The organism is Streptosporangium sp. H13245, from assembly GCF_055690525.1.
Map to the genome: position 1 here is coordinate 1 of NZ_JBSZKT010000007.1, position 26,045 is coordinate 26,045.

At 70.7% G+C, this 26,045-nt stretch carries 17 protein-coding genes; 10 read left to right on the forward strand and 7 right to left on the reverse strand.

Annotation, left to right across the window (positions count from 1 at the left end; translation table 11 throughout):
• Nucleotides 1-190: 190 nt before the first annotated feature.
• Nucleotides 191-2,962: an AAA family ATPase gene (locus tag ACW9TB_RS14430; protein WP_472748513.1), complete on the reverse strand. Its 2,772-nt coding sequence runs from the start codon at nt 2,960-2,962 to the stop codon at nt 191-193.
• A gap of 175 nt (nt 2,963-3,137) precedes the next feature.
• Nucleotides 3,138-3,830: a hypothetical protein gene (locus tag ACW9TB_RS14435; RefSeq protein ID WP_472748514.1), complete on the reverse strand. Its 693-nt coding sequence runs from the start codon at nt 3,828-3,830 to the stop codon at nt 3,138-3,140.
• A gap of 531 nt (nt 3,831-4,361) precedes the next feature.
• Between ACW9TB_RS14435 and ACW9TB_RS14440 the strand changes: the two genes are divergently transcribed.
• Entirely contained in the window at nt 4,362-5,642 is a 1,281-nt protein-coding gene (locus ACW9TB_RS14440; protein WP_472748515.1) for a hypothetical protein, read from the forward strand.
• Between the two features lie 19 nt (nt 5,643-5,661).
• Entirely contained in the window at nt 5,662-6,183 is a 522-nt protein-coding gene (locus ACW9TB_RS14445; protein ID WP_472748516.1) for an NUDIX domain-containing protein, read from the forward strand.
• Between the two features lie 349 nt (nt 6,184-6,532).
• On the opposite strand, the gene ACW9TB_RS14450 is transcribed toward ACW9TB_RS14445, so the two are convergent.
• Together ACW9TB_RS14450 and ACW9TB_RS14455 are read right to left on the reverse strand one after the other, a co-directional pair.
• The gene (locus ACW9TB_RS14450; RefSeq protein WP_472748517.1) at nt 6,533-8,077 is read right to left on the reverse strand and encodes an MFS transporter; all 1,545 of its coding nucleotides are present in this window, start codon (nt 8,075-8,077) and stop codon (nt 6,533-6,535) included.
• A gap of 362 nt (nt 8,078-8,439) precedes the next feature.
• Nucleotides 8,440-11,643 carry an AfsR/SARP family transcriptional regulator gene (locus tag ACW9TB_RS14455; RefSeq protein ID WP_472748518.1) on the reverse strand — a complete coding sequence of 1,068 codons (3,204 nt, stop codon included), beginning with the start codon at nt 11,641-11,643 and terminating at the stop codon, nt 8,440-8,442.
• Between the two features lie 224 nt (nt 11,644-11,867).
• On the opposite strand from ACW9TB_RS14455, the gene ACW9TB_RS14460 reads away from it, so the two are divergent.
• On the forward strand, nt 11,868-12,194 hold the full coding sequence (locus ACW9TB_RS14460; RefSeq protein WP_472748519.1) for a carboxymuconolactone decarboxylase family protein: 327 nt from the start codon (nt 11,868-11,870) through the stop codon (nt 12,192-12,194).
• A 211-nt stretch (nt 12,195-12,405) separates the two neighbouring features.
• On the opposite strand, the gene ACW9TB_RS14465 is transcribed toward ACW9TB_RS14460, so the two are convergent.
• The gene (locus ACW9TB_RS14465) at nt 12,406-13,665 is read right to left on the reverse strand and encodes a nucleotide sugar dehydrogenase (RefSeq protein WP_472748520.1); all 1,260 of its coding nucleotides are present in this window, start codon (nt 13,663-13,665) and stop codon (nt 12,406-12,408) included.
• A gap of 324 nt (nt 13,666-13,989) precedes the next feature.
• Between ACW9TB_RS14465 and rffA the strand changes: the two genes are divergently transcribed.
• Nucleotides 13,990-15,375, forward strand: a complete 1,386-nt coding sequence (rffA, locus tag ACW9TB_RS14470; protein WP_472748521.1) for a dTDP-4-amino-4,6-dideoxygalactose transaminase — start codon at nt 13,990-13,992, stop codon at nt 15,373-15,375.
• Nucleotides 15,376-15,514: 139 nt separating this feature from the next.
• Complete coding sequence (locus ACW9TB_RS14475) at nt 15,515-16,390, forward strand: GNAT family N-acetyltransferase (RefSeq protein WP_472748522.1); 876 nt, start codon at nt 15,515-15,517, stop codon at nt 16,388-16,390.
• Here ACW9TB_RS14475 and ACW9TB_RS14480 read toward each other — a convergent pair.
• On the reverse strand, nt 16,341-17,348 hold the full coding sequence (locus tag ACW9TB_RS14480) for a glycosyltransferase family 2 protein (RefSeq protein ID WP_472748523.1): 1,008 nt from the start codon (nt 17,346-17,348) through the stop codon (nt 16,341-16,343). The two genes, ACW9TB_RS14475 and ACW9TB_RS14480, sit on opposite strands and share 50 nt — an antisense overlap.
• Nucleotides 17,349-17,523: 175 nt before the next feature.
• On the opposite strand from ACW9TB_RS14480, the gene ACW9TB_RS14485 reads away from it, so the two are divergent.
• From ACW9TB_RS14485 to ACW9TB_RS14505, 5 genes are all read left to right on the forward strand, one after another.
• Complete coding sequence (locus tag ACW9TB_RS14485) at nt 17,524-17,898, forward strand: GtrA family protein (protein WP_472748524.1); 375 nt, start codon at nt 17,524-17,526, stop codon at nt 17,896-17,898.
• A 123-nt stretch (nt 17,899-18,021) separates the two neighbouring features.
• Complete coding sequence (locus tag ACW9TB_RS14490) at nt 18,022-19,089, forward strand: glucose-1-phosphate thymidylyltransferase (protein WP_472748525.1); 1,068 nt, start codon at nt 18,022-18,024, stop codon at nt 19,087-19,089.
• A complete protein-coding gene (rfbB, locus tag ACW9TB_RS14495; RefSeq protein ID WP_472748526.1) occupies nt 19,086-20,063 on the forward strand; it encodes a dTDP-glucose 4,6-dehydratase in 978 nt (325 codons plus the stop codon). The genes ACW9TB_RS14490 and rfbB overlap by 4 nt, the downstream gene beginning before the upstream one ends.
• A gap of 164 nt (nt 20,064-20,227) precedes the next feature.
• Nucleotides 20,228-20,932 carry a class I SAM-dependent methyltransferase gene (locus ACW9TB_RS14500; RefSeq protein WP_472748527.1) on the forward strand — a complete coding sequence of 235 codons (705 nt, stop codon included), beginning with the start codon at nt 20,228-20,230 and terminating at the stop codon, nt 20,930-20,932.
• 125 nt (nt 20,933-21,057) lie between these two features.
• Nucleotides 21,058-23,394 (forward strand): hypothetical protein, encoded by a 2,337-nt coding sequence (locus tag ACW9TB_RS14505; RefSeq protein ID WP_472748528.1) that lies wholly within the window; start codon nt 21,058-21,060, stop codon nt 23,392-23,394.
• 85 nt (nt 23,395-23,479) lie between these two features.
• Here the strand turns inward: ACW9TB_RS14505 and ACW9TB_RS14510 are convergent, their stop codons facing one another.
• Complete coding sequence (locus tag ACW9TB_RS14510; protein ID WP_472748529.1) at nt 23,480-25,816, reverse strand: hypothetical protein; 2,337 nt, start codon at nt 25,814-25,816, stop codon at nt 23,480-23,482.
• Nucleotides 25,817-26,045: the final 229 nt, after the last annotated feature.

Consider the following 26,045-nt stretch of genomic DNA (forward strand, 5'->3'; position numbering starts at 1 on the left):
TCCCCCGGAACCTCTGACGGACCTCCGGGGGAACCGGCCTCACGGCTCCCCCGGAACCTCTGACGGACCTCCGGGAGAACCGGCCTCACGGTTTCCCCGGAACCTCCGACCACAGCCCGTCCCGGCCTCGGCCGGGCGGGCTGTGGTCGTTTCTCCTCGTTTCCAATGATCAGCGGCCTGCGGGGAGCCCTCAGCGCGGGGGCCGCTCGTCGGTGCCGTTGTAGCCGAGGATCCGCATGGCGACCTCGGGGTCCATCGCCGCGGCGAGCAGCTGGGCCCGTTCCACGGCGCTGTCCCGCTGGGCCTCGGCCCTGGCCCTGGCCGCCTGCGACCCCCGGGTGACCGAGGCCACGATGGCCGCCCCCACGGCCGCCGCCAGTACGGCGACGAACACCACCGCGAGCGTGCCGGAACCCGGTGAGCCCGCCCGGCCCATCGCGGCCGTCCCGCCGTTGAGCACGTAGGTGCCCAGCGCCGTGAAGGCCGCCAGCGCGGCCAGGCTGGCCACGACCACGAACACCACCCGCGACCTCCCGCCACGCGGCGCGGGGGCGACGGGTGGCGGCGGTGACGCGGGCGACGGCGGTGCCGGGCGGCGCGCCGGGGTGTCGTCGCCCCAGGGCACGAAGTCCGGCTCGGCCACGGCCGCCGGGGCCACCGCGGTCGACACCGTACCCGGCATCGTGCTGGACACCGTGGAACCGTGGCCGTTGCCCGTGAGCACCGCGCCGTGGACGACCGCGGTGACGGGTTCGAGCCGGGGCAGGGCCGGTGGGACGGGCAGGGCGCGCGCCACGTGGCTGTGCTCGCGGTGCGCCCGCGCCGCCTCCAGGTGATACTCCTCGATCTCGGCGTAGAAGTCGTCAGAGACGTAGATGGAGCCGTCGATCAGCGGCCCTCGCCTGCGTTCCAGGATCGCGACCACATCGTCGCCGTTGAGTGTCTTGTGCGCCTCCAGCGCGTGCGCCAGGCACAGGACATCGCGCCGGTGCCCGCGCAGCAGTTCCTCGGTCCGGTCGAGCAGGCCCACCAGGTTGAACTCGATGCGCTCGCCCAGCACGTCGGGAGCGAGCGGCTGGCTGCCGCCCGGCGCCTTGGTGAACCCGATGCCCCCGCCACCGGGCTTGGGCATCGACTTGCCGCCCATGATCTCCAGCTCCTGCAGCGCGGGCACCGAGGTCACCCCCCGGCCCATGCCCCAGTGCGCCTCCATCAGCGCGGTGAGGTACGTCGCGGAGAACAGGTCGCCGGAGACACCGGAGGAGTTGTCCTCGCCGAAGAACATCCGCTCCCCCGCCAGGGAGGCGAGCGAGACCATGATGTCGGCCTCGTGCTCGGACTTCCAGCGGGTGAACTGGTCCTCGGGCTTGATGCTCGCGACCATGCCGAGGTAGTCGGCGCCCTTCTCGATCGTGGCGATGTCGATCTCGAGGTGGTAGCGGGTGCGGTACGCCGCCACGGCGTGGCAGGCCTCGTGCACGGCCACCGCGTGCCGCTCGCGCTCGATGTACTCCACGTCCTCGGGCGGGCCGAGCTGCTTGAGCCGCTTGGCGCGGGTCACGTCCGACCAGGTGATGACCTCCCGGCCGTCGCGTATCGCGGTGATGAGCGACTCGTTCACCAGGTCCTTGATCGTGGCACCGGTGGCGTAGGGCGTGATCGTCGCCAGCTTGTCCAGTTGCGCGTCGGTCAGCTCGTGGTCGACCTTGTCGAAGTAACCGCGGTAGGTGCGGACCCGGCCCGCCTTCGACGGGTAGCCCACCTTGTAGATGCGGTCGATACGGCCCGGCCGCAGCAGCGCCTCGTCCAGCGAGTTGGGCATGTTGGTGGCCATCATGACCAGGATCCGGTATTTCGGCGGCGGCTTGGGCCGCATGCCGAAGAGCCTTCGCACGTGCCGGTTGACGATGCCCCTCGGCTTCTTCAGGCCGGACAGCTCGGTGAGCAGCGCCTGTAGCGTGCCCGGGTCGCCACCGCCCCCGCCCATGCCGCCCATCATGAAGCGGCTGCGCCCGGTGTCGGGCTCCTTCGGCCCGGCCGCGCCCTGGCGGGTCAGCAGCCACCGGGTGTCCTCGCTGAGGTAGCCGAAGCCGTGGCATCCGGCGGTGTGCGGGGAGAAGCCGGGGCCGCCCCTGGGCCCCTGCTGCGCCAGCGAGCCGCGCTTGCCGAGAGAGTCGGCCTCGTCGAAGAAGACGATCACGCCGCCGTAGCGCAGCGAGAGCTTGCGGAGCTTCCTGAACAGCGACTTCACCTTCAGGATGCCGATGCCCATGAACATGTTGACGAACGCGCCGGGGTCGACGAACACGTACGGCTTGCCGGTCTCCCCGGCCACGGCCTCGGCCATCAGGGTCTTGCCGGTGCCCGGCGGGCCCCACAGCAGCAGGCCGCTGGGCACGTAGCCGCCGCGCTCCTCGATGGCGTCCGGTCGCTCCAGGAAGACGATGTTCTCCTTGACCCGCTCGACGACGTGGTCCTGGCCCCAGACGTCGGTGAAGCGGGTCTTGATGTCGTCGGGGAAGTACGTCTCCACGCCGCCCCGCGACAACAGCCAGAACAGGCCGATGAACTGGAAGGCGACGAAGAAGAACGCGAAGGCGAGCTGCGCCATGTACGGGAGTGCCTGCCAGAGCAGCGCGGGCGCCTGGAACAGCGCGAGCGCCGGGGAGGTGTCCAGCACCTCGCCGAGGATGAGGGCGAGCACCGCGATCCAGAACACCCACTTGATGGCGCGCGCCATCCTGAAGCGGTTCCAGTCGGAGAAACGGCGATGGGTCCAGCGCTCGAAGCCGCCGAACACGCCGCGCGTCCAGAACCGGTTGTATCCGGCGGAACGCTCGCTGACGAAGAAATGGAGCTGCCGCAGAAACTCGGCCCCCAGGAACCAGAAGATCCACGGTGCCGCGATCGCGGTGATGATCATCGCATCCTGGAACGTGATGATGCCCTCGTACGAGGCCATCTCACTCCACACCAGAATGAAATAGATGATCGTAAGAATGAGGAGGAATTTAATCCGGTCCCAGAACGGCATCTTCTTGCGCTTGTCGGGATGCGGATCCGTCGGACCGGAGCCGGGAGCCCGGAGTCCTTCGAAGTTGGGAGGTGGTGGAGGTGACTTCATGACGGGCTTCTCCTCACCCGGTGAGCCGCTTGACCTTGAACGATTGCGCGATCTTCTCGAATTCCCCGGCGCGCTTCCGGTAACAGGCGGCCGAGCAGCGGATCAGCAGGGTGGAGATCTGCTTTCCGTCCTCGGCCAGGTAGGAGGTGAGGTCGAAGGTCTCGATTCCGGCCCCCTGGATCGCGTAGTTGAACCGCACGTGCACGCCGCGCAGGCCGTCTCCCGGCTGGAGAACGTCGTCGGCGAGCAGTTCGAAGTCCTTCAACGGATAACCGGGGAGCTCCGCGAACTGCTTGCGCACCGTCTCGGTGACGGGCAGGACGGAGTCGCGCATGGTGTTCAGGGACAGCGAGTCCTGCTCATCGGGGAGAAGCTTGGCGATCCGGGCGAAGACGAACGGCTCGTCTCCGGTGCCGTAGCCGAGAAGATGGTTGGGAGACGGCTGGGTGTGGGCGTCGTAGGCGGCCGACCAGATGAGCTGCTTACGCAGCCGCGCGGTGGCCGATTCGGGATCGGCCCCGATGGTCGCCTTCTCCAGCGCCGTCTGGTCGACCTTCTGCCAGGCCGCCGGAACCTTGAAGTACGTCTGCCCCTCGTCGTGGCGGACGTAGGTGAATTCGGCACGTGCGCATCCCGTGAGCCCACCGGCCATGGCGGAGACGACCGCCACGGTTGTCACGGCGAACCCGGCCCTTGATCTTTTCACCAGGGCTGTACCTCCGCTTTACGGGTTAACGAGGTGGTTGTGCCCGCTTCTCACGCGACTCTCTCCTGTCCTGGCGTGCCTATCCAGAGAATCTTGACCAAATCTTTCCGGGAACCCGGCTTCACTTGTTACACAGTGCCGCTGTTGGATTCACGACATCATTGAACCTCGAACTTCCTTCACGGAACAGGGGCCAGAGAGGCCGCTTGGCCCACGTGCGCCCGGCTGTGAACGCAGAACAGACATGGACCCACGCATAACTCGCCCCCGGACGGACCCGCGAGAAGCCAAGGGCAATGATCTTCACCGCCATGGTCGCCCAGCTGTGTGGGAAGCCGATGTTCCGCGGTGGCCGTCGGCCGATGGATCAAACGCGGGATTCAAGTCGCTTGAACCCCTGAATACGACAGGGCGGACAAGGCAACGACCTCCGGCAGCGCGGTGACGTGCGCGCCACCAAAACCCTGAACGATCATCCCCGCCCGACGTACGCTCGGGGATACGGCGTCCATAGCGGGGAGATCACATATCGTGTCCGCCTTCGACCACACGCCCTCATGGGCGATCCGGCTGCGCGCCGAACGACGCGACCGGCTCTGGTCGCAACGGGACATGGCACGACGGCTCGCCGAAGCGGCCGACGAACGCACCCGCGCGTCCCTGCCCCAGCGTGAGTCACTGATCCGCCAGATCAAAAGCTGGGAAAAAGGCAGACACCACCCGAAAGACCCTTATCCCGTTCTCTACTCCCGAGCGTTCGGGATCACCGAAGCAGAACTCTTTACCCGTGAACCTTCGAGACTGCCGGTCACACTCCAGCGGCATCAGCTTGATGACTTACGGGCTGTGGAAGGACGCCCCCTCAACGAGGTCGCGCCGGGAACAAACAGTGCGGACATGATGGCGATGCACGCCTTCCGTATGGCTGACCTGCAAGCAGGCGGCGGACATCTATATGCGAACGTTGTCAACTATCTCCAGGCTGATTTAGCACCACGCCTGTTCGGCAGCGACAACGCGGACAACGATGCGATATTCACGGCCGCGACGGCCCTTACCGAGATGGCCGGCTGGATGGCACACGACTCCGGTCGCGACCGGCTGGCCGAACAGCACTTTGAGCGCTCTCTCAGTCTTTCGACGGTTAGCGGCGATCGCCAGCTCACGGCCCACGTTCTCAGCAGCATGAGCCACCTGTTCAGCCACATGGAAAGACCCGGGGAAGCAGTTACCCTTTCCCGTAGAGGGCAGGAGACCCTAGACGAGGGATCCGACAACCCCGGTCTTCGAGCCCGCCTGCTGACGATGGAGGCACGTGGACTGGCCATCCTCCGACAGAAAACAGAGTGCATACGACTACTGTCTCAGGCCGAGAAACTGGTGGGGAAACCATCTACCGAACCCCCTTCGCAGTGGGTGAGCAAGTTCGACGAAGGGTCGTTGGCAGGTGAGACGGCTCGTTGTATGCGGCAGCTTGGGGATCTCAACGAAGCGCGCCGACAAGCCGAACGCGTAATCACCTTGCGGTCGGCGGGCCGCACGCGCAGCCACGCATTCGGGAAGCTCGCTCTCGCAGCCGTCCTCATCAAACTGAAAAAACCAGATGAGGCTTGCACGGTCGCACGAGAAGTCCTCGAATCCACACGGTCTCTCGGCTCCTTTCTTGTGGTCAAGCAGCTCCACGAACTACGACAATCATTCATGCCGTACACCTCCGGAAACAAGGTGATTCTCGATTTCTTGACGCACTCGGAAGCGGCGCTGGAAGAACGATCGCGTCTCTATCGGTGGCGGACAAGGAGCGAGACTTGAAGTCACACGGGAGAAAATCATGAACCCGGAAGGTGCCATGTACGAGCGCGACCCACAGGCTTGGGAGTCCCACCTCGCCGAAGGAAATGCGAAACAGGCAAGGAAGCGGGTCAGCGCGGACATCATTCTTCGCGACGGCACAGGGCGAGTCCTGCTTGTCGATCCGACGTACAAACCGGACTGGGACCTGCCCGGAGGCATGGCGGAGGTCAACGAACCACCGGCAGACGCCGTACGCCGCGAACTGGCCGAAGAACTCGGACACGACGCACAGGTAGGTGACCTGTTGTGTGTGGACTGGGTTTCACCTCATGGCCCTTGGGACGATCTGCTTAGTTTCGTCTTCGACGGTGGCGTACTGAGCGACTCACAGATCGCGGATCTTCGTCTGCGCGACACCGAACTGGCCGCGTTCGAGTTCTGCGATGAGGCGCAGACGAAGGAACGACTACGGCCATATGTAAGCCGTCGGCTCGCCATGGCATTGGAAGCACTGACGACAGGACATATGCGCTACCTACAGGACGGCCACCCTCAGTAACAAATCATTCGTTTACCTCACGGGGCGCCTCCAAGCCGATGACCTCATAGACGGGGTCACTCCTGGTTACCCGATTCCGCAATCGGGAAATATCTATCAGACGAATTCCTTGATCCCTTTGAGGTTACTTAGCTTCGGCTCGCCGTAATCGCAAACAGGTTCGAATATCTCCCCTATTTCGTCAAGGACTTCCCAGACGTCCATGCCGCCTTCGTTTGGCAACCGATAGTTACCATCCGACTCGTACAAGAAGCCAGGAGACTTTCTTCGGGCTATCGGAATGAGCGCCCGCGCCAAAACTTCGCAGGGGCGCCCGTGCCGAGGATCTATGCCGGGGTGTCCGCGCGGGTTACCGGTGCGGCTCGGGGAGGAGTTCTTCGGGGATCACGTCGGGGACGCCGCGCAGGCTGACGAGCGAGACCGCCGCGAGTACGGCGATCATCGTCGCGGCGGTGATCGCCGTCACCTCGATCCCGGTGACGAAGGCCAGTCGCGCGGCCTCGGCGACAGCCTCTCCCAGCCGTCCCGGAAGCGCCGAGGCCGCCTCCAGCGCGGTGGCCAGCGACTCCGTGACGGGGGCGGCCACCTCGCCGGGCAGCCCCGCCGGGAGCCGGAGCTCGCCCCGGTAGACGCCGGTGAGGACGCTGCCCAGCACGGCGATGCCCAGCGCGCCCCCCAGTTCGAAGGACGTCTCGGAGATCGCCGCCGCGGCCCCGGCCCGTTCCCTGGGCACGCTCGCGAGCACGGTGTCGTTGGTCACCGCGAACGTCAGCCCGATGCCCACCCCGCAGACGATCATGGGGACGAGGAAGTAGAGGTAGGGGGTGTCGAGAGTGATCTGGCTGTAGCAGGCGAAGCCCGCGGCGGCCATCGCCAGGCCGAGCGCCACCACCCTGGCCCGGCCCCACCGGGTGATCAGCCCCGCCGCGAGGACCCCGCCGACCGCCGCCGACATGCCTCCAGGCAGTCCCGCGAGACCGGCCCGCAGCGGCGACCAGCCCAGGACGAGCTGGAAGTACCAGGCGAAGATCAGCGACAGCGCGGACATGCCGAAGATGGCGACGAGGTTGGCGCCGACCGAGGCGGTGAAGGCCCGGCGCCGGAAGAGGCGGACGTCGATCAGCGGCTCGGCGAGCCGGGTCTGCCGCCGGGCGAACAGCGCCAGGGCGGCGATCCCGACGGCCCCCGCCACCAGGACACCGGCGTTGGCGAGGCCGTGCACGGCGGCCTCCTTCACGGCGTAGATCACGCCGATCACCCCGGCCACGGACAGCGGCACGCTCACGAGGTCCACCCGCCCCGCGGCGGGGTTGCGCGACTCCGGGAGCACCGCGAAGCCGACGATCACGATGAGCGCCATCACCGGCAGGTTGATCAGGAAGACCGAGCCCCACCAGAAGTGGTCGAGCAGCAGTCCGCCGAGGACCGGTCCCAGGGCGAAACCCGCCGCGCCCATCCCGCTCCACAGGCCGATCGCCGTGGTCCGCTCCTTCGGGTCGGTGAAGACGTTGCGGATGATCGACAGCGTGGAGGGCATGATCGTGGCACCCGCCACACCGAGCAGGACGCGGGCGGCGATGAGCAGTTCGGGGGTGGGCGCGTAGGCGGTCACCGCCGAGGCCACGCCGAAGGCCACGGCGCCGACGAGGAGCAGCCGCCTGCGGCCGATCCGGTCGCCGACGTTGCCCATCGTGATCAGCAGCCCGGCGAGCGCGAAGCCGTACGCGTCACCGATCCACAGGATCTGGGTCGACGAGGGCCGCAGGTCCGCGACCAGTTGGGGAAGGGCGAGGTGCAGGACGGTGACGTCGACGGACAGGAGCAGTGTCGCCAGGCAGGCGACGGCGAGGGTCGCCCACCTGCGGCGATCCGTGATCGGAGAGTGGTCGTTCATGTCCGCCATCGTGATCGGCGCCGCTGACGGCCCGCGCACCCCCCGCTGACGGCCGTGGCGACAGCCGCTGCGACAGGCCACGCGCCGTCCGGGACCTCCCCTCCCCACCGGCCGGGCGGGGTCACGTGCCGAGCGTCGCTCCTTCTCGTACGCGGCGCCGCCGCTCCGGGCGGGGTCACGTGTCCAGCGTCGCGAGCACCTCGCCCGGCGACATGCAGGTCCCCGCACGCCACTCCCCCTCGTACACGGCGCCGCCGCTCCGGACGGGGTCACCTATCCAGCGTCGCGAGCACCTCGCCCGCGACACGCGGCTTCTCGCGCGTCGCTCCTCCTCCTACGCGGCGTCGCCGCTCCGAACGAGGTCACCTATCCAGCGTCGCGAGCACCTCGACCGGTGACATGCGCGTTCCCGCGTGCCACTCCTTCTCGTACGCGGTGTCGCCGGTTCGGGCGCGGACGGCCGTTGTGATGCCGGTGTCGGAGGTCGCCGCCGGGGTGCCGCTGAGGGCCGTGGCCGCGCCCAGCAGCCGGGCCGCTTCCTCGGCGTCGCCTTCCAGCAGCGCGACCTCCGCCAGGCCCTCGATCGCCGAGCCCGCCACCAACCGGTAACGCCGCAGCGCCGGTTCCAGCGCCCTGCGGTACCACGCCCTCGCCCCGGCCCCGTCCCCGCCCGCCGCGGTGATCCGGCCCAGGTCGACGATGACGCGCAACCGGACCTCCTCGGTGGTGTACCACTCCGGCGTGCACAGCTCCAGGGCCCTGAGGGCGAGGGTGAGCGCCTCGTCCAGGTCCCCGCGGAGCCTGGCGACCTCGGCGAGGCCGCGGTGGACCATGGCCATCACGTCGGGCGCCCCGGCCGGGCGGGCGTGTTCGGCCGCGCGGAGGTACTCGGCGTGAGCGGTCGCGAGGTCGCCGTCGCGTACGGTCATCGCGGCCTCGTGGCAGAGAAGCTCCGCGATGTCCTCCTCCGACCCGAGCTCCTCCGCCAGCCGGAGCGCCTCACCGGTCAGCGCGCGCGACGCGGCCCTGTCCCGCCGCAGGTCGGCGAGCCCGGCCAGTTCGGCCAGCGTGAGCGTGCTTCCCCAGCGCTCCCCGATGGAACGGAACAGCTCCAGCGCCTCCTCGAAGAAGCGCTCGGCGCTCCCTGCGTCGCCGCTGTGCAGATAGAAGTAGCCGTGCCCGAAGTGCGACAGCCCCCGCAGCCACGGCTCGGCGGCGGTGGGGACCGGCGGTGGCCCCGATGCCCAGGAGGAGATGGGCGGGCCGGTGAACATCGGCCACAGCATGCCCAGGAACGGCCACCGGTACGGCCGGTCGATCGACGGGATGAACGGGGCGATCGTCTCCAGCAGGGCGAAATACCGTGGTGACCGCGACTCACCGGAGGAGGCCACGAGCACGCACATGGCGTACTCCTCCTCCATCCCCTCGACTGGTCCCTCGGCTCGAACGGCTCCCGCCGCGGCCTCGGCGGGGAGCGAGCCGATCGCGCCCAGCAGGTCGGCGGCGAGGGCCGCGCCCTCCGAGCGGCGGCCCCGCAGCCACCAGTACATGGCGAGCCCGGCGAGCAGGCGCAGCCCCTGCCCGGTCCTGCCGGTGTCGACGGTCCAGCGCAGCGCGGCGTGCAGGTCGTCGTGCTCCTCGTCCAGCCGCCGCAGCCACTCCAGCTGCCCTGCGTCGCGCAGGTGGGAGTCCGCGGTGGCCGCCAGGTCCGCGTAGTACGAGGCGTGCGCCTCGCGGCGCGCCTCGGTCTCGCCGGTCTCGGCCAGCCGTTCCGCGCAGTACGCGCGGATGGTCTCCAGCATCCGGTAGCGCTCGCCCACCCGTTCGACGAGCGACTTCTCCGCGAGGGAACTCAGCAGGTCGACGGCCTCGTCCTCCCGCAGCCCGCACACCCGACCGGCCGCCTCCAGCGTCGCGCCGCCGACGAAGACGGTCAGCCGCCCGGCCAGCGACCGCTCGTCGTCGTCGAGCAGGTCCCAGCTCCAGGCGACCACGGCGCGCAGCGTCTGGTGCCGGGGCAGCGCGGTGCGGCTGCCGCGCGACAGCAGCCGGAACCGGTCGTCCAGCCGGGAGGCCACCTCGGCCACCGGCAGGGAGCGCAGGCGTGCCGCGGCCAGCTCCAGCGCGAGCGGCAGGCCGTCCAGGGCGCGGCAGATGCCCAGCACCTGCTCGACGTTGGCGTCGTCGACGCGGAAACCGGGGAGCACGGCCGCCGCCCTGTCGGCGAAAAGCCGTACGGCGGGGTAGGCCAGGGCGTCCGCCGCGCCGGTGCCCGTCCTCGGCACCGGCAGCGGCGCGACCGGGTGGAGCACCTCCCCGGTGATGCCGAGCGCCTCCCTGCTGGTGACCAGGACGCGCAGTCCCGGGCAGGCGGCGAGCAGGCGGTCGGCGAGCTCGGCGACCTCCGCGACCAGGTGCTCGCAGTTGTCCAGGACGAGCAGTACGGGACGGTCGGCCAGCACCGTGACCAGCCTGGCCAGGGGGGTGACCAGCGGGCGGCCGGAGGCGGGGAGCAGACCGGCGTCGCGGACGCCCAGCGCGCCGAGGACGGCCTGGGCCGCCTCCCCTCCGCCGAAGACGGGGGCCAGTTCCACGAAGCACACCTCGCCGCGCTCGCCCGCGGCGACCTCACCGGCCAGCCGGGTCTTGCCCGCGCCGCCGGGGCCGACGAGGGTGACCAGTCTCGCCTCGCCGAGCAGCGCGCGGAGCCGGGACATCTCCTTCTCCCTGCCGACGAAACTGGTCAGCGGAGCCCACAGCCCCGACCTGACGGGCGCGGCGGGACCGGCGACGGCGCCGGGAGGGACGGTGGGGGCGCCGGTGAGGGCGGGGTCGGCCCTGAGCACCGCCAGGTGCACGGCGGCCAGTTCCGCCGACGGGTCCACCCCGAACTCCTCACCGAGGATCCGCCTGGCCCCCTCGTACACCTCCAGGGCCTCGGCCTGCCTGCCCGAGCCGTACAGGGCGCGCATCAGCTGCCCGTACAGCCGTTCCCTGAAGGGGTGGGCGGCGGTCAGCCCCTGCAGCTCGGCGACCAGCTCGCGGTGGCGGCCCAGTTCCAGCTCCGCCTGAACGCGGTCCTCCACGCAGTCGAGCCTGAGCCTCTCCAGCCTGGCCGAGGGCGCCGGGGCGAACGGCGACTCCCCCACGTCGGCGAGCGCGGGACCGCGCCACAGGGAGAGCGCCTCGCCCAGCAGCCCGACGGCCCGATCGTGCTCGCCGGAGGCCAGGGCCCGGCGGCCCTCGGCGGCGAGCCCCTCGAAGCGGTGGGCGTCGACGGCGTCGGCCCCGGCCGCGAGCCGGTATCCCGCCGGGTGGAACTCGATGACCTCCTGGGCGCCGAGCGCCCTGCGCAGCCGCGAGACCTGGGACTGCAGGGCGTTGGCTGCGTTCGCGGGCGGGTCGTCGCCGTACAGGCCGCCGATCAGCCGCTCGGTGGTCACGACCCTCCCCGCGTCGAGGAGGAGCATCACGAGCAGCGCGCGCATCCCCTGCCCGCCCACGGCGACCACGCGCCCGTCGTCGAGCCGGATCCGGGTGGGGCCGAGGATGTCGAACCGCATATCCCGATTATCGGGGCAACCCGCCCGGCGCCGATCATCACCGATCGGGGTACGGGCGTGTAACGCCGGATGATCTCTGGTACGACATATATCTATATGTCAGGACTTTAAGGAAAAAAGATCTTTCCTTGTCGCCGGAAGGGGCGGGGGTCAGGCGGGGTAGGGACCCCACTGGCCGTCCCCGCCGGGAAACGGCCGCCGGGGGGCCCACACGGAGGTATTGGATGAAACAGGTCTACGGCTGGGACCACGGGGAGAACGAGCCCGGCGACCTCTTCGGGATGACCGTCGAGAACCTGTTCGCCGAGGTGTGGTCCAGGGAGGGGATCTCGAACCGTGACCGGCGCATGCTGCTGGTCGGCCTGCTCGTCGGCCAGGGCATGGACGAGGACGTCGGCCTCCAGCTGGACGCGGCGCTGCGGACCGGCGACCTCACCCCCGACGAGCTCCGCGAGATCGTCGTCTTCCTCACCCACTACGCCGGATGGCCCCGGGGCGCCAGGCTCAACAACCAGGTCGAGGAACTGATCGCCCGCGTCATGCGATCCTGACCGGGATCCGGCGGGGTTCGGCGGGGGTGCGCGCGCGGCCCTCGCCGAGACCTGGCGGAGGTCGGCGGGGCTCGGGGGTGAGCCTGCGGTCCTGACCGGGATCCGGCGGGGGTCTGCGGGGGGTGGAACGGGTGGCCGCCCGCTTCCCGTGGTCCCGGCGTCCGGGGTGCCCTGCGGTGTCTGCGGTGTCTGGAGCGTCTGTGGCGCGGGGTCACAGGCGCTCGACGTTGGGGCCCCGGCAGCGGTTGCGGGTGTCGAAGACGAGGACGCCCACCTTCTGGACGAGCTCGTAGTCGAAGCAGTCGTGGTCGGTGAGGACCACCACCGCGTCCGCCTCCGCGAGTTCCCGCTCCGAGAACTCGACGACCTCGACGCCCTGCGGCAGCAGGAAGCAGTCCACGTGCGGGTCGGCGGCCCGTACGTCCGCGCCCAGCTTGCGAAGGCCCCTGACCACGTCGATCGCGGGTGACTCGCGGCAGTCTCCGGCATTCTTCTTGTACGCGAGGCCGAGCGCGAGCACCCGGCTGCCGTTGACCGGCTTGCGCGACCGGTTCAGCGCGAGACCGACCCGGTGCACGACGTGGTCCGGCATGTGGGCGTTGATGTCGTTGGCCAGCTCCACGAACTGGAAGTTGTGCCCCAGGCTGCGCTTGACCTTCCACGACAGGTACGAGGGGTCGATCGGCAGGCAGTGCCCGCCGACGCCGGGCCCCGGGGTGAAGCGCATGTAGCCGAACGGCTTGGTGGAGGCGGCGTCGATCGCCTCCCAGACGTCGATGCCGAGCTGTTGCGCGAAGATCGACAGCTCGTTCACCAGGGCGATGTTGACGTGCCTGAAGGTGTTCTCCAGGAGCTTGCACAGCTCGGCCACCCTCGGCGAGGAGACCGGCACGACCTCGCCCACGATCCGCGAGTAGAACGCCCGGACCCGTTCCAGGGACGTCCCGTCGATGCCGGAGACCACCTTGGGGGTGTTCTCCAGGCGCCAGCGCTCGTTGCCCGGGTCGATCCGCTCCGGGCTGTAGCCGAGGTGGAAGTCGCGTGGCGCGAACAGCCCGGAGCCCTCCTCCAGCAGGGGCAGCAGGTACTCCTCCGTGGTTCCCGGATAGGTGGTGGACTCCAGCACCACCGTGACGCCCCGCCGCAGCAGGGGGGCGAGCGACTCCCCCGCCGCGCCGATGTGGCGCAGGTCGGGGACGCCCTCGCGAAGCGGGGTCGGCACGGTCACCACGCAGACGTCGAACCCCTCGGCGTCGGCGTAGTCGGCGGCGGCCAGGTAGCGGCCGGTGCGGTGGGCGGCGGCTAGCGTCTCGTCGCCGACGTCCTCGACGTAGGACTCCGCGGCGTTGAGCCGCTTGACCCTGCGGCGGTCGACGTCGATGCCCACCACGTCGAACCCGGCCTCGACGGCCCGCATCGCGAGGGGCAGCCCGACATACCCCTGGCCGACCACAACCAGTTTCTCCCCCATCTCGGGACCTCCACCGCCTCGGGAAAAAAGAGAATACGACACGACTTTAGGAGCAGGTATTATCGCGAGGCAGATTCAGCGTCAATCCGGGCGTGTCGCAACCCGCCCACACCGAAGTCCAGCACAATTCACGGTATATTCGGCTCTTTCCGACTGGAAATCATCTCCCCAGCTCAGGACGGCCAAGAAAGCCCGAACGGTCGGCGGAGAAAAGGCCCCGTCCGCCCGCATGTCGGTCCGCTCGAACGGTAAGGATCATCAGTAACATTCACCCGTGCATTCGACGTGCGGCATCGACGCTGAATCAAAGAAGAGGACCGGTTGATGGCGGGCGGCGCGCGTCCTCGCGTCCTTCCCCGCGATCCCGTCCCCGCCACGCCCCCGGTTTTCCCCGGCGCCGTCGCGGACACCCCGGCCCCGGTTTTCCCGGGCGCGGCCACGGACGCCCCGGCTCTCCCCGGCGCCATCTCGGACATCCCGACTCTCCCCGGTGCGACCACGGACGCCCCGACTCTCCCCGGCGTCCCCGCGGACATCCCGGCTCTCCCGGGCGCGGCCGCGGACGCCCCGGCGAGGATTCCCTTCAACCGGACACACCTGTCCGCGAACGAGCTCGACTACCTCGCGGAGGCCGTACGCCGGGGGTCCACCTCCGGAGACGGGCCGTTCACCAGGCGGGCGGCCGGGCTGCTGCGGGAGATGACCGGGGCCAGGCAGGTCCTGCTGACCACCTCCTGCACGCACGCCCTGGAGATGTCGGCGATCCTGCTCGACCTCCGGCCCGGCGACGAGGTGATCATGCCGTCGTTCACCTTCGTCTCGACGGCCAACGCCTACGCCCTGCGCGGGGCGGTACCGGTCTTCGTCGACTGCAGGCCCGACACCCTCAACGTGGACGAGCGGCTGATCGAGGCCGCGATCACCGAGCGCACGCGGGCCGTGGTGGTCGTCCACTACGCGGGGGTCGCGTGCGCCATGGAGAAGATCGGCGAGATCTGCGACCGGTACGACCTTCCCCTCGTCGAGGACAACGCCCACGGCCTGGGCGGCTCCTACCGGGGGCGTCCGCTGGGGGCGTTCGGCGGCGTGGCCGCGCAGAGCTTCCACGAGACCAAGAACGTGCAGTGCGGGGAGGGCGGCGCGCTGCTCCTCAACGACGCCGGGCTGGTGGCGCGCGCCGAGGTCATCAGGGAGAAGGGCACCGACCGCAGCCGCTTCTTCCGCGGCCAGGTGGACAAGTACCGGTGGGTCGACATCGGCTCCAGCTACCTGCTGTCGGACATCCTCGCCTCCCAGCTGACGTCCCAGCTGGAGTCGTTCGGCGAGACCCAGGCCCGGCGCCTCGCCGTCTGGCGGAGCTACCACGAGGGGCTGGCCGGGTGGGCCGCCGAGAACGGGGTCTCCCTGCCGACGGTCCCCGACGGGTGCGCGCACCCCGCGCACCTGTACTACCTGCTGCTCCCCGACCTGGCGAGCCGAGGGGCCTTCATCGCCCACCTCGGGGACAGGGGCGTGCAGGCGACGTTCCACTACCAGCCCCTGCACGCCGCCCCCGCCGGGTTGCGGTACGGCCGGACGGCCCCGGGCGGGTGCCCGGTCACCGAGGACGTCGCCGACCGCCTGGTGCGGCTGCCGCTCTTCGCCGACCTGGGCGCGGCCGGGGTGACGCGCGTGATCGACGCCGTACGGAGCCACAGGGTGGGCCGATGAGCCAGCGCAGACGTGACACGGAGCCACAGGGTGGGCCGTTGACGCAGCGGAGACGTGACCGGCATGTCGACGCCGTACGGATGACCCGGCGGAGACGTGACCGGGACATCAACGCCGTACGGAGTCATAAGGGGGGCCGATGGCCTGGCGGGATGTGATCGGGGCCGGGGTTCCGCGCATCGTGGAGTCCCCGCTCGACTCGGCCAGGTTCGGCCGTACGGTGGAGCGCCTCACCGTCCCCGCGGGGGCCGCGTCCCCTTTTCCCGCGGTTCGCGAGGCGGTCCTGGGGTCGGGGGCGGACGTCATCGTGCTCCGCTACCCGGCCGAGCATGTCGGCTGGTTCGCCGAGCTGACCGCGCTCGGCCGTACCGCCGTGTTCGCGGACTCGCTGACGTACTGGCGGCTGTTTCCTGGACGGGGGCGCGCGCCGGAACCACCGGCGGACCTCCAGGTGACGGAACGGGTCACCCCGGCGGCGGTACGGGAGTCGATCTCCGACTTTTTCGCCACCTACCAGAGCCACTACCTGGCCAATCCCCTGTTCGACGCCGCCGGGGCACTGGCGGGGTACCGGGAGTGGGCGCTGAGGTCGGCCGCCGAGGGAAAGTGCCTGGCACTGCGACAGCGAGGCACGGGCGAGGACGCCGACCTCTCGGACCAGGACGCCGACCCCTCAGCCGGGAACACCAACCCCTCGGATCCCGGCGCGCCCCGGGACGGGATTCTCGCGCTGGCCACGCTCTCGGACAACGACGACGACGGCGACGGCCTCCGGACGGAGATCCTGCTCGGCGGTGTGAGCTCCCGGGCGCGGGGACGCGGCCTGTACGCCCAGCTGCTGGCGGCGATCGAGCGGCGGGCCCTGGCCCGGGGCACCCGGGAGATCGTCACCTCGACCCAGGCGCACAACATCGTGGGGCAGCGGGCATGGGTGAGGTACGGGTTCGAGCCCGTCCAGGCCCTTCTCACCGTTCACCTGATCCGGAGCCCACTCCCGCGTGGACGGCGACGGTAGTGCCGCCCGGCTGCCGGGGGACGCCGAGGGCGGCCGACGACCCGACGCGCTCGCACACGACGTAGGTCGGCCGTCCCATGCCGTTCCCGTGGATGCGCCCGACGTACTCGCCGAGCACGCCGACGGCCATCAACTGGGCGGACGAGAAGAGGGCGACCATCGACGCGACGGTGGTGAACCCCGCCACCGTGGTGTCGCCGTTGGCGAAGTGCCACAGGACGACGCCGCCCAGCAGCAGGCCCACGACACCGGCCAGGAACCCGAGGTAGCTGGCGGCGCGGAGCGGGGCCGTGCTGTAGCCGAGGAGCATGTTCACCGCGTGCCGCATCAGCAGGCCGGGCGTGTAGCCGGACCGGCCGTGACCGCGTTCGACCATGTCCACCCGGACCGCCCCCACCCGGGTGGTCGCCCACGACAGGGCCACGTCGACGGAGGCGTGCGGCCCCGACAGTTCCTCGAACCCGTCGCGCAGGCGGGTACGGAAGGCCCGGAAGGCGCTGATCATCCGGGCGGTGCGGATTCCCAGGCCGCCCGCCATCGCGGCCTTGACCGACCGGGACGCGAGGTTACGGACCAGCCCGTGCTCCTCGTGGCGCGGGACGCCGTACACGAGGTCGAGGCGGTCGCCTTCGAGGGCGGCCAGCAGGAGGGGGATCTGCTCCGGCGGGTGCTGCAGGTCGTCGTCCATCGTGACGACGACCTCGAACTCCGCCTCCCTGATCCCGGCGACCAGCGCGTTGTGCTGGCCGTAGTTGCGGGACAGGTGGAGGGCGCGCACGCCCTCGACGCGCCGCGCGAGCTCGGCGGCCGTCCTCCAGGTGTCGTCCGGGCTCCCGTCGACGACGAGGATCACCTCGTGGGGGGCGGACAGCTCGCTAAGGACCGCCATCACCCTGGTCACCAGCGCCGGGAGGGTCCGCGCGGAGCGGTAACACGGAATAACCACCGACACGGACATTGATCCTCCGCCCATTTATTACAGCAGGATAAAATCCATTTGATCGCCACTCGGCGTCATCCGAAAAGGCCATGAGATGGTTCAAGCGAAAAATCGGACTAATCATAGAAAAAGCGCACATGACCGGCGGCGAGGTTTTATCCCCGCTCTTGGGGGACAGCGCATCACATACCTGATGGCGAGCGCCACGACGGCCCTGCTCTATTGCGCTCTCCTGGGTCTGGGATTGCTCGCCGCCAACGATGAGGTGCCGTACCTTCTCCTGGCCATGGCGGCCCATCTGACGACCGTGGTGATCGTCTACCCGTGGTACAGGCTGGTGGTCTTCCGGGCCTCCGGGCGGTCGTGGCTCACCGGTTACCTGCGCTTCTACGCGGTCGGGCTCGGCTTTCTCGGCACCTCCCTCGCCGGGCTCCCGGTGCTGGTGGAGCTGTTCGGCGTTCCCGTCATGGCGGCCCAGGGGCTGCTGCTGGCCGTCAGCCCGACGGTCAGCTACGCGATACACCGGGCCTGGACGTTCCGGGAACGCGTCAATGCCCAGGCCCGGTAACACCTTCCCTTTTTCTCCGCAAAAGCGATGACGGCGAACGACCACCGGCCGGATCTCCCCATAGCTTTCAACCGATGTTCGGCTGCCGTGGCCACGCGTTCCTTGCGGAGGGATCCAAGAGCGATGAAGGCACTTGTTCTGGCGGGCGGCAAGGGGACGAGGCTGCGCCCGCTCACCCACACGTCCGCGAAACAGCTCGTCCCCGTCGCCAACAAACCGGTGCTCCACTACGGGCTGGAGGCGATCAGGGACGCGGGGATCACGAGCGTCGGCATCGTCATCGGCGACACGGGCCCCGAGGTCAGGGCGGCCGTCGGCGACGGCTCGGGATTCGGCCTCGACGTCACCTACATCCGGCAGGAGGCCCCGCTCGGCCTGGCCCACTGCGTGCTGATCGCCCGCGAGTTCCTGGCCGACGAGCCCTTCGTGATGTACCTGGGCGACAACTTCCTGCTGGACGGCATCGCCAACCTGGTGAACGCCTTCCGCGAGGCCGACTACGACGCGCAGATCCTGCTCACGAAGGTCGCGGAACCCCAGTTCTACGGGGTCGCCGAGCTGGGGCCCGACGGGGAGATCGTCGGGCTTGAGGAGAAGCCGGAGAACCCGCGCAGCGATCTCGCGATCGTCGGCGTCTACACCTTCTCCCCCGTCATCCACGAGGCGGTCCGGGCGATCATGCCCTCGGCCCGCGGCGAGCTGGAGATCACCGACGCGATCACCTGGCTCATCCGCAACGGCCACCGGGTGCACTCGCACTTCGTCACCGGCTACTGGCGGGACACCGGGCGGCTGCAGGACATGCTGGAGTGCAACCGCATGGTCCTGGAGGCGCTCGAACCGAACGTCCGGGGGACGGTGGACGCGTTCTCCGAGATCACCGGACGCGTCGACATCGGGCCGGGCACGACCGTCGAGCGGTCGGTGATCCGGGGCCCGGCCATCATCGGCGCCAACACCAGGATCGACGGCTCGTACATCGGCCCCTACACCTCGATCGGCGAGGGATGCGTGCTGAGGGAGGCCGGGGTGGAGTACAGCATCGTCCTCGGGGACTCCGCCATCAGGGGCGTCTCGGGGCTCACCTACTCTCTGATCGGCAGGAACGTGGAGGTGACGAGGGCCGTGGGACTGCCCAACACCCATCAGCTCATGATCGGCGACCACAGCAGGGTCCAGGTGCGCGCATGAGGATCCTGGTCGCGGGCGGCGCCGGGTTCATCGGCTCCCACTACGTGCGGTCGCTGCTGTCCGGGCTCTATCCCGGATACGAGGACGCCCGCGTGACGGTGCTGGACAAGCTCACCTACGCGGGAAACCTCGCGAACCTCGGCCCGGTCACCGGCCATCCCCGCCACACCTTCGTCAGGGGCGACATCACCGACGCCCGGCTCCTCGCCGGTCTGATGCCGGGCCAGGACGTCGTCGTGAACTTCGCCGCCGAGACGCATGTCGACCGTTCGATCACCGGCCCGGGGAGCTTCGTCGTCACCAACGTCCACGGCACGCAGTGCCTGCTCCAGGCGGCCCTCGAAGCCGGGGTGCGCACGGTCGTGCAGGTGTCGACGGACGAGGTGTACGGGTCCATCGAGGCGGGCTCGTGGGACGAGACCCAGCCGCTGCTGCCCAACTCGCCCTACTCGGCGGCCAAGGCGGGGGCCGACCTGCTGTGCCGCGCCTACCACCGGACCTACGGGCTCGACACGCGGGTCACCCGCTGCGCCAACAACTACGGCCCGTACCAGCACCCCGAGAAGGTCATCCCGCTCTTCGTCACCAACCTGATCGACGGGCGCCGCGTCCCCCTGTACGGGGACGGCGGGCACGTCCGCGAATGGCTGCACGTCGACGACCACTGCAGGGGCATCCAGCTCGTGCTCGACAAGGGCAGGCCCGGCGAGGTCTACAACATCGGCGGCGGGGTCGAGCTGGCCAACCGGGAGCTCACCGAGCGGCTGCTGTCGGCCTTCGGCCTGGGCTGGGACATGGTGGAGACCGTGCCGGACAGGCCGGGGCACGACCGGCGCTACTCGGTGGACAGCCGCAAGATCCGGGCGATCGGGTACGAGCCCCGCGTGGGCCTCGACGACGGGCTGGAGCGCGTCGTGCGCTGGTACCGCGACCACGAGGACTGGTGGCGCCCCGCGAAACGCGCCGCCCGCTGACCGCGCGGGACACCCCGGCCCCGTCCACAGCGTCCACACCACCCACGCCGCCCGTACAGCCCACGCCGTCCGGCGGCTCCGGTGCTCCGCGAACCGCCTGCGAGGACGCGTAGGGACGCGTGGGAGCGCACGGGAGACACCACGACACACGTCCGGGAGGACACATGGAGGCCACGGAGATTCTCCGCACCGTCGAGGTGGAGGACCGCCACTGGTGGTACCGCGAGCGGCGTGCCATCCTCGCCCGCGAACTGCGCGAGCTACGGAGGCTCGGCCCGCCCGGCAGGGCGCTCGACGTCGGCGCGGCCGGGGGCGGCAACACGCGCGTGCTCGTGGAACACGGATGGGACGCCCTGGTCGCGGACCACTCGGAGACCGCCGTGGAGATCGCCGGGGAGCGCGGCCTGAAGGCGATCCACGCCGACGCGCGGGCCCTGCCCCTGCCGGAAGGGGAGTTCGACCTCGTCACGGCGTTCGACGTGCTGGAACACATCGAGGAGGACGACAGGGCCGCCGCCGAACTGGTGCGCGTACTCAGGCCCGGGGGAACGGCGCTCGTCACGGTCCCCTGCGACATGGCGCTGTGGTCGGCGCACGACGTGGTGTCCGGTCACGTCCGCCGGTACACGCGGGAGGAGCTGGACGCCCTGCTGACCGGCGCGGGCCTGGTCGTCGACCGCCTGTGGAGCTGGAACGTCCTGTTGCGGCCGGTCGTCGCCCTCCGCAGGAGGCGCATCTCCGGCTCGGACGTCACGGACACACCGCGCCTGGTGAACGCGGCCCTGAGCGCCGTGGTCGTGGCCGAGAGGTACCTGCCCGTCAGGTCGCTGCCGGGCGTCTCCCTCGTCGTCCGGGCACACCGCCCCTGACCCCGTTCCCCGCCCGTCCGGGACGGCCGGGAAAGGCGTGAAAACACGGCCAAGGACGGGGAAAGACATCGGCGTACGCGAGCGCCGGGCGCCGCCCGCGCCGCTCGTTTCACCAGGCTCGGCGCATGACAGAAACCCCGCCCCGCCGACCTCCCGCGCCGGGTCCGCTGCTGACCGCCGGAGCCGCCGGAGACTACGAGGCGGGCGACCCCGCGCCCCGGCCCCGCCGGACGGGGAGCCTCCGGGGGTGGGCGCCCACCGTGTCGATGACGGTCCTCGCCGGTACGGTGACGGCCCTCTACGGCGTCTCCGTCACGGACCTGGTCCGCTTCGGCCTCTACGTCGTGCTGGGCGTGGGGCTCCCCGGGGTGCTGCTGCTGCGGCTCCTGTACAGGGGCAGGCGCACGCTCGCGGAGGAGATGGCGCTCGGGCTCGCGCTCGGCTACGCCGTGGAGGTCTTCGCCTACGTCGGCGCCCGCGCCCTCGGCGTACCGCTGCTCGTCCTGGTCTGGCCGATCGGCACCTGCCTGCTCTTCCTCGCCGTCCCGAGGCTGCGCAGGCACTGGACGGTCGCCCGGTCCCGCCGGGAGCGGGCCCCCGCCTGGTGGTCGTGGTTCCTGGCCCTGCTGATGGCCTACCTGCTCGCCTGGAGCGCCGTGTCGTTCTTCAGGCTCAACGCCCTGACCTGGCCCGCGCTCGGGCGGTCCTTCCCCGACATGCCCTTCCACCTGGCGCTGATCGGCGAGCTGAGGCACCACCTGCCACCCACCGTGCCCATGGTCGCGGGGGAACCCCTCTCCTACCACTGGTTCGTCTACGCGCACCTGGCGGCGGCGAGCTGGGTGACCGGGGTGGAACCACTGGTGCTGCTGTTCCGGCTGGGCATGCTGCCCGTGCTGGCCGCGTTCGTCGTCCTGGCCGGGATGACCGGGCGGCGGGTCACCGGCTCCTGGGCGGGAGCGGCCCTCACCTCGGCCGGTACGGTGCTCGTGGCGACACCGAGCCTCTACCTCGGCAGCAACGGGGCCTTCACCTGGGGAGGGGTTCCCGACTCCGCGTGGGCGAGCCCCACCCAGACGTTCGGCGCCCTGCTGTTCGCGCCCGTCGTACTGCTCCTCGCCGACCTCCTGGAGCACCGCCGCCGGACCGCCGGGCACTGGCCGCTGCTGGGCGTCCTCCTCATGGCGACGGCGGGGGCCAAGGCCACCTACCTCCCGCTGCTGGGCGCGGGACTGCTGGCGGTGGCCGGGGCCGGGGCGGTCAGGCGGCGCGGGCCGTCCCGGCCGCTGCTCGCCGCGTTCGGGATGACCGTGGCGTGCTTCCTCTTCGCGCAGTTCGTCCTGTTCGACGGCGCGAGGCAGGCACTCGTCGTCGACCCCTTCTCCTTCATGCGGACGGTCTGGCGGGAGATGACCGGCGCGGGGGACGGGGCCGATCCCCCGCCGCTCTCGCTCCTGGGGATGGTGGCGGTGCTCCTGCTGTGCTGGGCCGTCACGTGGAGCGGGATCTCCGGCCTGCTGAGCCGTCCTCGGCTGCTCGTACGCCCCGATGTGGCGCTCATGCTCGGCATCGGCGCGGCGGGCGTCGGCGCGGCCGTGCTGCTCGGGCATCCCGGCCGGAGCCAGCTCTTCTTCCTCTGGGGCGCCTACCCCTACCTGGCGGCCGTCACGGCCCTCGGGATCGTCACCCTGGCGCGGCGGGCCCGGCAGTCGCGCCGGGCGACGCTGTACGCGGCCGGGGCCGGGCTGGCCTCGGCCTACCTGATCCCGCTGCTGTGCGGCGTCAGGATCCCCCTGGAACCGGGAACGAGCGACACCCTCCTCTACCTGCCGTACGTCGTGCTGCTGGCCGCGATCCTGTCGGCGGCGGCCGTCCTGGCCGTCACGGGCGGGCGCCTGCGCGCCTGGTCCCTCGTCGTCACCGCGCTCGCGGTCGTCGGCCTGCCCGCCGTCGTCCACGCGCGCGTCCTGTGGGTCGTACGCGGCGGCGAGGGAAGCGACCCGCCCCAGGCCGTCGCGTCGCCGCCGGAGGGCGCGCTCGACGCGGGGCGGTGGCTGCGCGACCACTCCGATCCCGGCGACCTGGTCGCCACGAACGCGCACTGCCGCTGGGGGCGTGAGGAGCCGTGCGACGGCAGGCACTTCTGGGTGGCCGCGCTGTCGGAGCGGCGCGTACTCGTCGAGGGATGGACCTACACCGCACGGAACACGGCCCGCTGGCGTCCGGAACTGCCCACGCTGGAGCTCCCGTTCTGGGACGACCGGCTCATCGCGCTGAACGACGCCGTCTTCGAGGCGCCCACCGGCGAGGCCGTCCGGGAGCTGCGCGAACGTCACGGCGTGAGCTGGCTCTTCGCCGACGAGCACCTCGGGGGGCCGGTTCCCGGGCTCGGGGCCTTCGCGACACCGCGATTCCGTGCCGGGGCCTACGCCGTCTACCGGCTGCCCGGCGGACCGGCGTGAGGGGGCGATGATCTAGGGACGGCCGCGCACGGGCTCCACATGCGCGTACGGCCGGGGCGGCTCCGCACGCGCGTACGGCCGGGTGTCAGGGGGCCTCCGAGGCGTCCGGCACCCGGTAGACGGCATAGGCCCCGGAGCGGAACCGGAGGTCGGCGAAGTCCCCGATGTTCCCCACGCTTCCACTGCCTTCAGTTCCCCCGGTCCCCCCGGGCCCTGGCTCCGGACCGGGTTCCTCGGCGAGGAGCCAGCGCACCCCGTACCGTTCCCCGAGCAGTCGTACCGAGGCCGCCGAGGGCTCCCGGAAGACCTCGTCGTTCAGCGCGATGAGCCGGTCGTCCCAGAACGGGAGTCCCGTCATCGGCTCGCCCGGCCGCCAGCGGTCCAGGTTCGCCGCCGTGTACGCCCACCCCTCGACGAGCACCCGCCGTTCCGACAGCGCGGACAGCCAGAAGTGGCGGCTGTCGCACGGGTCCGTACGCCCCCAGGCGCAGTGCGCGTTCGTGGCGACCAGGTCGCCGGGATCGGAGTGGGCGCGCAGCCACCGTCCCGCGTCGAGCGCGCCCTCCGGGACCTCCCGCGCCGCCGGGCGGCTCACCTGGTAGACGGCGCCCTCGCCGCCGCCGCGCACGATCAGCAGCGCGCGGGCGTGCCAGGCGGAGAGGGGGCCGACGGCGGTGACCAGGGCGATGACGAGGGCCCAGCCGCGAAAGCGCCGCCGCGCCGCGACCAGGACGACGGCCGCCGCCACCGCGAGAACCAGCAGGGCGGCGTACGGACGGTACAGGGCGGTCTCCGGCTCGCCCGGGGGCAGCGGGACCTCGACACCGGACAGCGTGCGGACCAGGTGGGCGACGGCCACCCCCGCGACCGCCGCGCACGCGACCGCCAGGACCGACGCCCGTTCCCCGCGCGCGACGACGAGGAAACCGTACGCGGCGACGACCGCCAGGTAGGGGTAGGCCCCCTGGAGGAAGTAGCCCTGGTTCATCGCGGGCCCCCCGAGCAGGACCACCGCGCCGACGCCCGCCGCGCCGACGCCGAGCATGAGCACCACACCGGGGCGTACGAGCAGCCGGGGCCGCCGGAGCAGCCCGGCGGCCCCGCACCACGTGACGGCCCAGCACAGCGCGTACAGCAGCGTGATCCCCGCCAGCGAGGCGGGCGGCGGCGCGGCGTTCTCCCCCAGGCCGGTCAGCTCTCCCCAGGTTCTGCGCATGAGCGAGAGAGGGTCGAGGATCGTCGCCTGCCGCGCGCCGCCGAACAGGACGAACTGCGCGTAGGCGAGGCAGGCGACCGCCAGCCCGAGCGCGGCGAGCGCGGGCCTCGGCGACCGGCGCCGCACGCCCGCCTCGACCACGGCCACCGCGAACAGCCCGGCGACGAGCATGGGCAGGTACGTGGCCTTCGCTCCCGCCACCGCCACCAGGAAGACGCCCAGCAGCAGCCACTGCCCGGCTCCGCGCCGCCGTCGCCGTTCGAGGAGGTCGACGAGGAGGAGGACCACGGGCACGAACAGCAGGGCACCGAAGGTCTGGGTGGGACTCTCCCACGAGGAGTGCTGGACACCCGTCCAGGTGAGCAGCCCGTTCGCGTTCGCGTAGAGGCTTGGGACCGCCACGAGGAGCGTGCCGCCGATGGCCAGCAGCGCACCCGCCCGGGAACCGGTGACGCGGTGCCCGACCGCCCCAACCAGGACGACGAACGCCACCAGCATGGGCGTCATCCCCAGCCGGAACAGCAGGACCAGCGGTTCCACCCCGGTGACCCAGCTCGCCGCCGCGAGGTGCGCGTAGACGAACCAGTGGTAGAGGAGCGGCTCACCGGCGACCACGGGCACCGTCGGCGGCACGTGGTGCCTCAGCTCGCCGACCAGTGCCAGGTGGTACGGCATGTCGAACAGGGACGTCCCGATTCCCGGCCAGGTGAGGGGGGTCGTCCTGAAGAAGGTGAAGGAGCTCCAGGCGGCCACGTACGCGACGAGCAGCGCGAGGGACCACGAGTACCAGGCGGGCGCGCACGGGCGGGCGCCCTCCGTGACGGGCTCCCCGCCGCGCTGACCGAAGGCGGGCGCGCACGGGCGGGGGCCGCCTCTCCAGTGCCTTCGCAACCGGGGGACGGCGGCGAAGGCCGTGTACGTGGCGACCGGCCACGCCAGGACGAGCGACGGCGCCCCGGCGGCGCGGGCGGCGACGTAGGCGAGCACCTCGACGGCGTAGCCGAGCGCGAGCCCGAGCGCGACCTCCTCGACGAGCGCGAGGCCGCGTGTCCCGTGTGTTCCCCGGTTTCCCCGATGCAGGGCCCGGAGCAGCAGCAGGCCGGGAAGTGCCAGGCCCAGCGCGACGTAGACGCCGAAGGACGCCAGGTCCACGGCCGACACCCCGTAGAAGGTCGTCACGGCCACGACGACGACGGCCGCGAACACCGCCGGTGCCCATCTCCCGATTCGCGGGGGTCGTTCTCTCCGATGGAATGTCTCCGGCGTTCCGGTATCCACGTCGAGTGGGCTCAGGGTGGAATCGCTACCGGACACCGACTTGACCATGCGGGTAAGTCTGGCGACGCGGGCGCCTTCCCCGGTCCCGGACATTCGCGTCCAACAATGTTTTGCCGGTCCTTTGCGCTGGCATTTTGCCCCGGGTTTTCATGCCGGA

Coding starts and splice junctions, on each gene's coding strand:
- ACW9TB_RS14445 (WP_472748516.1), top strand. CDS start 5,662: ATGAACCCGGAAGGTGCCATGTACGAGCGCGACCCACAGGCTTGGGAG.
- ACW9TB_RS14505 (WP_472748528.1), top strand. CDS start 21,058: ATGACAGAAACCCCGCCCCGCCGACCTCCCGCGCCGGGTCCGCTGCTG.
- rfbB (WP_472748526.1), top strand. CDS start 19,086: ATGAGGATCCTGGTCGCGGGCGGCGCCGGGTTCATCGGCTCCCACTAC.
- ACW9TB_RS14455 (WP_472748518.1), bottom strand. CDS start 11,643: ATGCGGTTCGACATCCTCGGCCCCACCCGGATCCGGCTCGACGACGGG.
- rffA (WP_472748521.1), top strand. CDS start 13,990: ATGGCGGGCGGCGCGCGTCCTCGCGTCCTTCCCCGCGATCCCGTCCCC.
- ACW9TB_RS14500 (WP_472748527.1), top strand. CDS start 20,228: ATGGAGGCCACGGAGATTCTCCGCACCGTCGAGGTGGAGGACCGCCAC.
- ACW9TB_RS14430 (WP_472748513.1), bottom strand. CDS start 2,962: ATGGCCTCGTACGAGGGCATCATCACGTTCCAGGATGCGATGATCATC.
- ACW9TB_RS14490 (WP_472748525.1), top strand. CDS start 18,022: ATGAAGGCACTTGTTCTGGCGGGCGGCAAGGGGACGAGGCTGCGCCCG.
- ACW9TB_RS14465 (WP_472748520.1), bottom strand. CDS start 13,665: ATGGGGGAGAAACTGGTTGTGGTCGGCCAGGGGTATGTCGGGCTGCCC.
- ACW9TB_RS14485 (WP_472748524.1), top strand. CDS start 17,524: ATGGCGAGCGCCACGACGGCCCTGCTCTATTGCGCTCTCCTGGGTCTG.
- ACW9TB_RS14475 (WP_472748522.1), top strand. CDS start 15,515: ATGGCCTGGCGGGATGTGATCGGGGCCGGGGTTCCGCGCATCGTGGAG.
- ACW9TB_RS14460 (WP_472748519.1), top strand. CDS start 11,868: ATGAAACAGGTCTACGGCTGGGACCACGGGGAGAACGAGCCCGGCGAC.
- ACW9TB_RS14450 (WP_472748517.1), bottom strand. CDS start 8,077: ATGAACGACCACTCTCCGATCACGGATCGCCGCAGGTGGGCGACCCTC.
- ACW9TB_RS14480 (WP_472748523.1), bottom strand. CDS start 17,348: ATGTCCGTGTCGGTGGTTATTCCGTGTTACCGCTCCGCGCGGACCCTC.